The 9,505-nt window shown below is 59.6% G+C and carries 8 protein-coding genes and 2 pseudogenes; 1 reads left to right on the top strand and 9 read right to left on the bottom strand.

The window, feature by feature from the left end; genetic code table 11:
• Positions 1-218: pseudogene (groEL, locus tag EOA85_RS18825) on the top strand (chaperonin GroEL); the annotation flags it as partial.
• A 156-nt stretch (positions 219-374) separates the two neighbouring features.
• Here the strand turns inward: groEL and EOA85_RS18820 are convergent.
• From EOA85_RS18820 to EOA85_RS18785, 9 genes and pseudogenes are all read right to left on the bottom strand, one after another.
• On the bottom strand, positions 375-1,376 hold the full coding sequence (locus EOA85_RS18820) for a zincin-like metallopeptidase domain-containing protein (RefSeq protein WP_127210729.1): 1,002 nt from the start codon (positions 1,374-1,376) through the stop codon (positions 375-377).
• Positions 1,377-1,726: 350 nt separating this feature from the next.
• Positions 1,727-2,227: a DsbA family protein gene (locus EOA85_RS39095; RefSeq protein WP_245485869.1), complete on the bottom strand. Its 501-nt coding sequence runs from the start codon at positions 2,225-2,227 to the stop codon at positions 1,727-1,729.
• Complete coding sequence (locus EOA85_RS39090) at positions 2,188-2,493, bottom strand: hypothetical protein (RefSeq protein ID WP_245485868.1); 306 nt, start codon at positions 2,491-2,493, stop codon at positions 2,188-2,190. The genes EOA85_RS39095 and EOA85_RS39090 overlap by 40 nt, the downstream gene beginning before the upstream one ends.
• A 561-nt stretch (positions 2,494-3,054) precedes the next feature.
• On the bottom strand, positions 3,055-4,467 hold the full coding sequence (gene dctA, locus EOA85_RS18810) for a C4-dicarboxylate transporter DctA (RefSeq protein WP_348627916.1): 1,413 nt from the start codon (positions 4,465-4,467) through the stop codon (positions 3,055-3,057).
• Between the two features lie 390 nt (positions 4,468-4,857).
• Complete coding sequence (locus EOA85_RS18805; protein WP_127210727.1) at positions 4,858-5,613, bottom strand: sulfotransferase domain-containing protein; 756 nt, start codon at positions 5,611-5,613, stop codon at positions 4,858-4,860.
• 275 nt (positions 5,614-5,888) lie between these two features.
• Positions 5,889-6,677: an ABC transporter permease gene (locus tag EOA85_RS18800; protein ID WP_127210726.1), complete on the bottom strand. Its 789-nt coding sequence runs from the start codon at positions 6,675-6,677 to the stop codon at positions 5,889-5,891.
• Between the two features lie 3 nt (positions 6,678-6,680).
• Positions 6,681-7,589, bottom strand: a complete 909-nt coding sequence (nodI, locus tag EOA85_RS18795) for a nodulation factor ABC transporter ATP-binding protein NodI (RefSeq protein WP_127210725.1) — start codon at positions 7,587-7,589, stop codon at positions 6,681-6,683.
• A gap of 264 nt (positions 7,590-7,853) precedes the next feature.
• Positions 7,854-9,179: a chitooligosaccharide synthase NodC gene (gene nodC / locus EOA85_RS18790; protein ID WP_127210724.1), complete on the bottom strand. Its 1,326-nt coding sequence runs from the start codon at positions 9,177-9,179 to the stop codon at positions 7,854-7,856.
• 15 nt (positions 9,180-9,194) lie between these two features.
• Positions 9,195-9,505 (bottom strand): annotated as a pseudogene (locus tag EOA85_RS18785) (chitooligosaccharide deacetylase NodB); the annotation flags it as partial.

The raw sequence follows: 9,505 nt of genomic DNA, 5'->3' as shown, positions 1-9,505 counted from the left end.
CCCAGACCGGCGAATATGGCGACATGATCGCCATGGGTATCGTCGATCCGGTCAAGGTCGTGCGCACGGCTCTCCAGGATGCGGCCTCGGTCGCCGGCCTGCTGGTCACCACCGAAGCCATGATCGCGGAGGCTCCGAAGAAGGAGTCGGCTGGCGGCGGCATGCCAGGCGGCATGGGCGGCGGCGGCATGGGCGGCATGGGCGGCATGGATTTCTAATCTAGCTCTGGCAGCTTTCGCAACGAGAGGGCGGCAGCAATGCCGCCCTTTTTTGCGAACCTCGGTCCGATAAACGATCGGCGCCAACGCCGGCCATCGGCTTTAGCGCAACCTCAAAGAGAACTGTCGAGTTGGTTGCGCGCGGCTTTTGCGTCATCAGAGGCGCAAGGCGGTCGCGTGTGAGGATTGCGCGCTCCCATGGGCGGTTTCGGCATGTGCCTCGCCTTCGACATCGGCATTGAGGCCAAGCAGGAAATCGGCGGCTTTCGAGGCATGGCTGGCGGCGCGGAAGATGGCGCGGTTGTCCTCGCGCAAAACCGTCAGCCATGAGCCGATGTAGTCGGCATGGCGCACGGTCGGCTCGATGCCGAAACTGCTGCAGATGAAGGCTGATGCGATTTCGGCGACCAGTTCCTCGCGCGCATAGGTCTTGGACCCGAAGGAGCCGGACAGGTCGCGCGCGAGTCGCGTCGGGTGGCCGGTCCAGTGGCCAAGCTCGTGAAAGCAGGTCCGGTAATAGTCGATCTGGTGGAAGAAAGCCGGCTGCGGCGGCACCTGTATGGTGTCGCTGCCGGGCATGTAGAAAGCGCGCTCGCCGCCGATGCGAAAATCAGCGCCGCTTGCATGAATGAGCGCCTCGGCCTGCGGGACCATCTCGCGCTCAGGCAGAGGCTCGCCGGCGGCGTAAAGATGTTCGGGCAGATTATCGCACTGCGCGACATTGAAGACGGTGAAGCGCTTCAGGAAGGGCACCGCCTGCGGTTCGTCGCCATCGGTGTCGGCGCGTTGCTTTTCGTTCTTGGGAACAAAGCGGTCAGCGTGAACGATGGTGGTGCCGTGCTCGCCCTTCCTGACATTGCCGCCTAGGGAAAGCGCCTGCCGGAAGGTGAGCCAGTTCTGGCTGGGGAAACCGCGATCGATGACCCCGCCCCACAGGATCAGGATATTGATGCCGGAATATCGGCGCTGGGTGGCCGCATTCCGCGGCAGGCCGAGGCCTGTCCTTGCCCTGCCCCACGGCTTGACCCATGGCACGGTGCCGCGCTCCAGTTCGGCAATGATGCGGTCGGTGATTTCCTGATAAAGGCTGGCGCCGGTGCGCCCGCCACTGTCTGCGCCAGCCTGTCGGCTGCCGCAACGTTTGTTGTTTGCACGCATCGTGATGTCCTCCGCTCTTCAATCGCGCGCCCTCCCCAGAAGCGGGGTGGGCGGCGAAAGCGACCGGAAAGGCCCGACGTCGGAGGCGGACTGCATCCGCAGGACCGGAACGGAGTGGAGGACCCGAAGCGAAAGCGAAGGGTTGCGGGACGCCGCGGCGGGCCTAGAAGGGAGTGCTGCCCACCCTGCGCCACCGGGGAAGGCCACGATAAAAACGACGCCGGCCGACAGGCCGGCGACCGTCAGCAGCCGAAGGCTGCCCCGCGCCAGGGGGCGAAGCCGCAGGGCCGAGACCGCCTGAGCCTGGCGAAGAAAAGCGGGCTCGGTTCACGAGCACCCGGCCAGCGCCTTCAGGCGCGGCGCTCAGGATTGTTGTTGGCGCCCACGGCAGCTGGATGACCGCAACAAGATGCCGAGGAGCAACAGCAAAGCCAGCTGCCACAAACGGCACGCTCCGGCAACAACAGCGTGGCCGATCTACAGATGCTGCCCCGCACGAGAGCCAGCGCGCTTTGAGCGCGCATCGGCGAGCAAGCGTTGCAAGCTGGCCATGTCGACCAGTCGGCGATCACTTTATCGCCGACCACCAACGCGGGCGTACCGAGGATGTGCAGACCTTTCGCGAGTGCCCGGGTGCGAGCAAATTCATCTGCCATGGCCGGATCTTGCATGTCCCGCTTGAGCTGCTCAACGTCGAGGCCCACACGTGCTGCGATCATGAGAGTGATCCTTTCGTTAATCCGACTGGGGAAAGCCATAAGGGCGCGGTGGAATTCGTCATACTTTCCCTGTTTTCTGGAGGCGAGCGCCGCTACGGCTGCGAATTCGGAATCCGGTCCCAGGACCGGCAATTGGGATCATCCTTGATGGCTTTCTGGTAATTGAGATCTGCCAGTCTGCAATGCGGACAGTTGTGGTAGTCATTGAATATGACCAGAACGGCATCGCCTTGCGGGTTGCCGGCGATTGGGGAAGCGGGGTCGTTGTCGAATGCGCCGCTCCACTTTTGCCTCTCGATCGACCACGCCTGCCGGTGCAGGTTCGCGCTATATTGGCTCGCCAGCACGGCGAGGAGTAAAAGAAGAGCTGCGACAGTGATGGCAGTCGGCTTAGACATGGGTCTCCAATCCATGGACGGGGTGGCAGCAACGGCCCGCCTTTTGCTGTAAAATGCTTTGATCGAGCCCCGCACTTGCCACAGGGCGCAGTCGCGAGGGCGGACAGCTATCGATGCCGGTGCGCTCTGGCGGTTTCTGGAAAGATGGCCTTGCGCCATCGGGCCCACCCCACCAGCTGAGCGTCGTTCGCGCGGGCCGGGCAACCGCGACCGCCATTCACCACGCCGGGCGACTGACCGTCCACCCGGCAGAGCGCTGAAGGGTTCCCGGACCTTCCGGGTTGCCGGCGATTGGCGAAGCGGGGTCGTTGACGAGTGCCGCTCCACTTTTGACTGTCTATTGGCACGACTGCATGGTCGGGGGCGGCCTTTCCCGCCCGTGCGGGTGCGCGCTATTATGGCTCGCCAGCACGGAAAGCAGCACGGCGAGGAGAAAAAGGAGAACCGCGAGAGTGATGGCAGTTGTCTTAGACATGAGGCTCCGATCCATGGACGGCGTGGCAGCAACGGCCCGCCTTTCTGGTGTAAAATGGGGTCGCTTTTGATCGTGCCCCGCAGTTGCTACAGGCGCACAGGTGCCGGTGCGATCTGGCGGTTTCTCAAATACGGCTTTGCGCCATCGGGCCCACGCCAATAGCTGAGCGTCGTTCGCGCGGGGACCGCGTTCACCACGCCGGGCGACTTGACCGTCCACCGCCAGAGCGCTGAACGGTCCGCTCGTGAGGCGCTCCCCGAATCGTCGTTTATCCCGCTCGCCCCAGACCGGGCGACAGCCAGCGTTGCCGCTACGCTGCGGAGAAAAATCGTCAGCGCGTGGCATTCGGACATAAGCTGATCGACGCCAAGAATAAGCCCCACGGAGGTGACCGGTGCGGCCGGAACAAGAAAGAGCATTGCAGCCATTGTGACGAGGCCTGCACCGGTAATGCGGGTTGTTCCGTTCGAAGGGAACAAAGCGACAAACAGCATCAGGATCCGGCAGCCGATCGGCAGATCAGTTTTCGTCGCCTGGGCGATGAAGAGGGCGGCGAGCATCATATTCGTGCTGTCCAGATTGAATGGAATGAGACCCACGACCGAATGCGTGGCGCCGGCCTTTTCCATCTTCTCCATGAGCGAGGGCAGCGCGGCCTCCGAGGAGGACGTTGCCAGGACAAGCAGCAGCTCGTCCTTGATATAGCGGACCAGAGAAAAGATCGAGAAGCCGTTGTAGCGGCAGACCGCGCCGAGAACCCCGAACACGAAGAGGAAGGCGGTGAGATAGAAGGTTCCGACCAGCATCGCGAGATTAGCCACCGAACCGATTCCATATTTGCCGATCGTGAAGGCCATTGCGCCGAAGGCGCCGATCGGTGCGGCCCTCATCAGGATGCCGACGAGCTTGAAAATGGGGGCGGTAAGCGCCTGGAGAAAGGAAACGACCGGTTTCCCCGTCTCTCCGGCTGTCGCCAGAGCGATGCCGAACAGGACCGAGAAGAACAGGACTTGCAGGATGTCGCCGTCCGCGAAGGCACCGGGAATGGTTGACGGGATGATGTTCATCAGGAAACCGGTCACGGACTGCTCGTGGGCCTTGGCCACAAAGCCCTTCACGGCCTGGAGATCGAGCGAAGCCGGATCGATGTTGAGGCCAGCGCCAGGCTGAACGACATTTGCGACGATAAGTCCGACGACAAGTGCGAGCGTTGAGAAGGTGACGAAATAGATCATCGCCTTGCCGGCAACGCGGCCGACCTTGTGAAGATCGTTCGCGGCGATGCCGGTCGCAATGGTCAGGAAGACGACAGGTGCGATGATCATCTTCACGACCTTGATGAAAGCATCGCCGAGCGGCTTCAGGCTCTCGCCGGTCTCCGGATAGAAATAGCCAATTGCAGCCCCCAGGGCGATGCCGGCAAGCACCTGTACGTAGGCGTGGGCAAAAAGGGGCTTGCGAGGCGCTGCGTTCGCGCGGCGGATTTTTGGAACCAACACCGTTTCTCTCCCAGACCGGCTCGGGGGTCTCCCTTCCCAGCTTCTCCCGTCGCGGCGCTCCGGTCGGGCGCTGCTGTCATCTCGGCGCAAGCGCCGTGCCAACTGGGAGACCTCTCCCAGCCAGCGAGGTTGGTGCGGGTTTCGCACTGGCTGCCTTCTACCGTTGGCGGAATCTCGCAGCCAAGGCTCGCCAATGGGCGGGTACTGACAAAGTGCTTCGGTAGTAGAGGAGAATTGACTAGGCTGCCTTGCGACATCCCCTTTGATTTTTGCTGCAGATCGGCTGCCCGCCGATATCTCTGGCGCCTTGGTGCGCCCCTGGTTTTGTCGTCTTTGCGACAGAATGCGTAGCATACCCTACACAACCATCAGAGCACGCGGGACACGCGATTAAGTGGACGAGCGCCTGGAATTTCCGAGGTCAAAAAATCTTGAATAAGGTCCGCGTGCGAAGTGAATCCGCAACTCATCAAAATTCTGCACCGTTTGGTCCAGCGGGCGCGTTTCCTGGCGCTGCAGGATGGCGTGATCTGATGGCGGACGCGCTGGAACGCCTAGGAAATCCCAAACCGTTCCCAAGCATCGGGCGGGTTCGTGAAGAAGGCTCTCGTATTCCACTACAAGCAGGTTGCTCAACGTGAAGGAGTGCGCGACGCGAGTGTGAAAATCGTCGGCGGCTTTGAAGTAAGCCTCGCAGTCAGCGATTGACAATCTGACGCTCGGCGGCCGAGCGGCATCCGAACTGAACTTTAGCCATTGACCGCTTTGCCTCGCCTGCACAAAGGATCGGAGCGATTCCAACATGTTTCTGCGAATTACGAGGATGACCTTGAGTGCTGGCCAACGAGCCAGTTCAGCAAAAAATGCCGGACGTTCGTGAAACTGAGGTTCATTGATCTTGCAGCCAAGGTGCGTCACATTCTTGACGTCCCGCATGGGGCAGCGCAAATAGGCAAGCTCGAGAAGCTCGCGATCGGTGCGTAGCAGGCGATCCTTGCCGGGCCAATTGGGATCGTATTCGTTGAGCAACTCACCGTTACTCAGTACGGTCGGATGCTCGTTTATCAATTCTTCTAAATAGTGCGTGCCGGTTCTTGGCATAGCAAGAATCACAAAAGGCTCAGGCGTTGGTACGTTGTGGGTCATTGCATATGTTTCCAATTAAAATAATGGCGCGACGGTTTAGGGGACGCCCAGCACAAGAAGCCTGGCTGCTATATCTTGAGACGCGACGGATAGATCCGCGCTCCACGCCACTGGACCGCAGCTCGAGGTTTGGTCGCGAAGATGGGCGGCGCCTCAGCTTCGGTGTTGCTGTACCACTCACGATTCCTAGGCCAAGCACGCTTGCCTCCAGGCCGCCGTGGCCAGTTCGCGATGCAGCATTGCGGACCTCCTTCTCGTGCTGGTCGTAAGTAGCGTCAACGCATCAGGCGTCGACGAAACAGTCCAGCCGACAGGAAAAACGGCAATACCGCGTATATGCAAAGTGCGCCGATATGCAGCCCGACATTGTCGCCCACGCGGCCAAGCATCACCGGACGAATTAGGTCGATAGAATTCGCCAGCGGCGAGAAAGCCGCTACCTGCTGAAAGGCGCCTGGCAATTGGCTGACTGGAAAAACCGCGCCTGACAGGAACAGCATGGGTGTGATGACCAGCGTCTGATAGAATATAAAATAGTGGTAACTAGGCGCGAGCGCGATGACGACCATCGCCAGGCTCGCAAAGGCGAACCCGGTGAGAGCGATGACCGGCAGCACGTAGAGAACGGACGTCCACGCGGCATAGCTCAGCGTGGCGGCAACAACAGTAATTGCCGTACCGGCCAGAAAGGCCCTGGTGGCTGCCCACGCCAATTCACCGAGAATGATGTCGCCGAGGGTAAGTTGTGTATGCAGGATTGCTTCCCAAGTGCCCTGATCGCGCATGCGACCGAAAACCGCGTAAGTTGTTTCGAAGGTCGATGCGGTCATCGCGCTTGTCGCGACCATGCCGGCTGCCAAAAATGCAATGTAGGAGGCACCTTCAACGCGGCCTACCAAAAGTCCAAGGCCAGTGCCGAGCCCGAAAAGGTAAATCATAGGATCGGCAAGGGTACCGAGAATTGAAGCAAATGCGACCTTCTTCCATGCCATATGGTTGCGGCGCCATACCGCGATCCAGTTCCACGCGTTGGCGGGTAGAGCCGCTGTAAAACCTTCACCCATTGTTCACTTCTCCATCTCACGTCCGGTTAGCCGCAAGAAAACGTCCTCCAGACTAGGTGGTCGTTCCAGAAGACGCAGACCCGCGCGACCGCGAAGCTGGACACGCACCTGCTCCGGATCAGGCGCATAGCAAAAGAGCGTCTCGCCGCTTACCTCGATACGCTGAACGTACGGCCTGATCAGCGAAATCAGCTCCTGTGGATTGCCGCCGAAGATCTCGATCACGTTGCACCCAATGTACTCGTCGATCAGCGCATGAGGACTGCCCTCGGCGATCTTGCGTCCCCGCTCGAGAACACACAGCCGATCACAAAGCCGCTCAGCCTCTTCCATGAAATGGGTGGTCAAAATGATCGTTTTTCCGCTCGCCAGCAGGAAACGAAGTCGCTCCCAGATCAGATGGCGGGCATGCGGGTCGAGGCCGGTCGTGGGCTCATCCATCACAAGCAACTGGGGGTCGTTGATCAGAGCACGTGCCAGCGTCAGGCGCCGCTTCATCCCGCCGGATAGCAGGCCGACACGTGAATCCGCCTTGCTCTCAAGGCGAGCGAACTCGAGGAGCCGTGGGATGACGGCGTTGATCTCTCTTGTACTCATGCCGAAGTAGCGCCCGAACACCAACAGGTTCTCACGTACCGTAAATTCCAGGTCGAGATTGTCGAACTGCGGGACCACGCCTATGCCCTTGCGGGCCAAGCGGCTGCGTGCCGGCAAACCGAGGACTGTTATATCACCCGCGTCAGGCCGGGTCATACCGAGGAGCATACGCGCAATCGTGCTCTTGCCTGCGCCGTTCGGCCCCAGCAGACCGAAGCACTCTCCCGATGCAACGGTGAAGGACAGCCCGTCCACAACGAGCTTGTTTCCGAATAATTTGGTTACGCCGGTAAGGTCGATTGCTACATTGGACATGCGTTTATCTCAAGCGGAATGAGTCCGATTGGCCACCGGCAGCTTACTTACGAATTCTGGTTCAGAGCAGGCCACCGCCTTGAGATGGCACCTTTGGAAAGTCGCGGCCGGAGCGACGCGTGTATCGCTTCCGCAAAAGAATTAACGTCAAGATGCCACGTGTCGCTTCCAGATAGTTCCCGTTCTGACCATAGGTGTAACTCGACAAGCTTCACCACGTGTCGACTGACACAACTTACTCGGTCACTCGGCGCTGCAGGGCCGTCAGACTTCACCAGCCGTGAGCGAAAGATCTGCAGTATGAAGTGACTCCGCAATTCCAGAATCGTCCGCAGCATTTGCTCCGGCAAGCGGCATTGCGCTTGTGATTTCCTTTTTGTTCCTGTTGGGCAGGGGAACACTTTTACGCGACAGCCAATCGCTATTGCTCAATGTACACAAGGCGTAAGCCTTCAAGGGGATCAACAGGAATATCCTGATGAACGCGTGCATTGAATAGCCGATGAATCGAAGCTGCCGAGTCCGGAAAGATAGCACCGTAGATCTGATTGTGGTCATGGTGACAATAGCCAGCACCGTCCACCAATTTACTGTATGTAAAACTAGTAGCTCACCGAGCGCCGTTACTACCGCGATGCCGAGCAACAATGGGCCGAGATTCTCTCCCATCACATCCAACGTTAGATAGCGATCCAGGCCACGCAGTAGACCTCGCGCAAGCATCGTGTCCCGAAAAGTGCTCCGTGCCCAGCGGAGTTGTTGGCGCAAATAAGGTCCCAGCTTGTCCGGAACGACTGTCGCCGCGACGGCACCTGGAACGTACTCGGTTCGAAAGCCTGCTTTCAGCATGAGGATCGTAAGATGACGGTCTTCACCGAAGTCGCTTGGTTTCCCCCTGAACAGCTGCGTCTCGTATTGATCCAGCAGAGAAAGGAGACAAGACCGGCGGTACATTGCACATGGGCCGCAGCAGCACATGACCGCACCAAAGCGACCTTGCGCCGCGCGCTCCTCATTGCAAGCCAGCCAGTATTCCATATCGATCAACCGGGTCAACCAAGTGTCGCTGCGGTTGTATGCCGTCAGCTGGCCCATGGCCGCTCCGACCATGGGATCCCGCATTTTTACTGCAAGCTTCGTGATGACTTCGGACGCAAGTATCGTGTCAGAGTCGACGCTGAGCACGAAATCTCCAGATGAGCGGCGGATGGCGGCGATCTGCGCCTTGCGTTTGCCAACATTCTCGCGGAGCAGAATGAAATTGAACCTCGGGTCGCCCTCGTAGGCGTGGTGTACCGGGATGACGGCATTACGATTTCCAGAACCGTCGTCAACCACATAGACCTGAAATGTTCCGGCGTAATCTTGATTTGCAATGGAAGCTAAACACGCCGCGAGTGTGCGCGGGTCCTCATTGTAGCAGGGGATAATGACATCCACGCTCGGCCAACGGTCGGATCCGAACAAGCTTTCCGACGGCGGCGTAACATTTTCCGGTTGGGAGTAGACCGCTTGCATGCCTCTGTAAACAGTTGAGAGCACCGCATAAGACGAAACGGCAACAGTACTGGCTGTGGTGAGAAGGTCCATAGGATCTCTGTTTGTTCAGGGATGTTGAGGAAGTGATCGGATTACAAATCCGCGGCCGTGCAATTCTGGAATGAGGCGTGACAACGCTGTCACCGTCTGGTCGCGCAGACTGGCTTGATTGCCTGGTTGCAATTCGTCGGGAGCGCACCCGTCGTGCAACAGCACGATTGCGCCCGGCCGGATATCGGCGAGCACTCTGTCGACGATGGCGTCAACGCCGGGGCGAGACCAGTCGCGTGGATCAATGGACCAATGGACGGGCGCCAATGCCGCACCCGCTGATGCAGCGATTACTTCTTCGGTCCAGATGCCATACGGTGCACGAA

It is taken from the genome of Mesorhizobium sp. M5C.F.Ca.IN.020.29.1.1 (genome assembly GCF_003997375.1).
Classification (GTDB): domain Bacteria; phylum Pseudomonadota; class Alphaproteobacteria; order Rhizobiales; family Rhizobiaceae; genus Mesorhizobium; species Mesorhizobium wenxiniae.
Note: the sequence above shows the minus strand (reverse complement) of the source record. Positions and strands in the feature narration are given on the sequence as shown.